Source organism: Bradyrhizobium sp. MI1.7, from assembly GCF_055811795.1.
Genome location: NZ_JBVVPO010000207.1, coordinates 1 through 1251 on the forward strand (window position 1 = coordinate 1; position 1251 = coordinate 1251).

The 1251-nt window shown below is 61.5% G+C and carries 1 protein-coding gene; it reads left to right on the forward strand.

What is annotated here, in order from left to right; genetic code table 11:
- Nucleotides 1-409: 409 nt before the first annotated feature.
- Nucleotides 410-598, forward strand: a complete 189-nt coding sequence (locus AC0L3X_RS47120) for a hypothetical protein (protein WP_456683413.1) — start codon at nucleotides 410-412, stop codon at nucleotides 596-598.
- The last annotated feature ends 653 nt before the right edge of the window (nucleotides 599-1251 follow it).

Here is a 1251-nt window from a genome sequence, read left to right on the forward strand (position 1 = left end):
TCGTGTCGCGCCTCGTCGGCCACATCGTCGTCATCCGAGTTCGTCGGACACAAACTACTCCGGCGCCGTTGATATTTACCGCCGGTTGAAATGGTCGAAATCTATCGTCAATGGTGATGATCAAGCGAGGGTTCGATCATGTCCACCCTAGTCGAGATGTTTTACCGGGAGTATTGCCGTGCCCGCCTCGCCGAAATGCGGAAGCAGCTTCTGATACCGGTTGCCCGCGACGACACATTGCAAGCGTCTTGGGAGGACGGCGATCCCACCGGTCCAGGCAATCAGAGCACCGGCTGGCCAACGAAAGAACCTCCAACTATCAGGTAGCTCGGGCTCGTAACCGCATCGTTTGATCGATACCCCGCTCGGCACGCCCAGCCCGGAGCAGCAGAGCCTCTCATCGACCGATGTGCGAGCACGCCGACAGGTCAAACAGATGCACGATCGAACTCACCAGCGCTATTACGGCGGTGACGACGGGTACGTGGTGCGCCGCAGTTACGGCTACTACGGCGGCCCCGGCTACTACGATCGCGGCTACGGCTCGTACAGCGGCGGGCCGAGCATCGGCTTCAGCTTCGGCACCCGTAGCTGGTGACCAAGAAAGGGCCGCTCTCCGAGCGGCCCATTCGATACGGTAAACATTGTGGTGATCGGATGTCCACTCTTGCGAAGCAGCTAGGACAGAAAGAGCAATAGCTGGCGCGGCTTGAAGCCGGACCCGGCGCGAACGAGCGCGCCGAAATCCAGGCGCTCCTCGCCAAGATCGAGACCGCGCTGAAGTTGCTCGGCACCCAGGATTCCGCCGCTGCAGGCGAAGACCAATAGCCTCTGGGAGCGAAGGATTGAGAAGGGCGGGAGCTTCGCCGAAGCCTTCTGCTCACGCTTCCCCGGCTGGCGGATGAAGGCCCCAGCTCGGGGGGCAGGGGCTATGAGCTGGGGCCAGTACGGGGTTCGCCCCTTGGGGCAGGGGCGTCGGGAAAACTTGGCAGTCGCGCGATCGTTCCTCTGCGCGCCATGAAGTTTCGGATCGAGTTGCCCGTGAAGGCGCGGAGCTCCCTCTGCGACGCTTTTCTTCGCCGCACGCCGCCTCCACGCTTGTGTTTCGGCGTGGAATAAGGACCCCGTATTCGGGGTAATCGGCATCCAATCGGGGCTCTGACTCATATGTGGAACGTATATGGACCCCGCCCGATTGCAACGACTGGCTTGATCAGGATCGACGGCCACAACTGCTGACGTATATCCGGC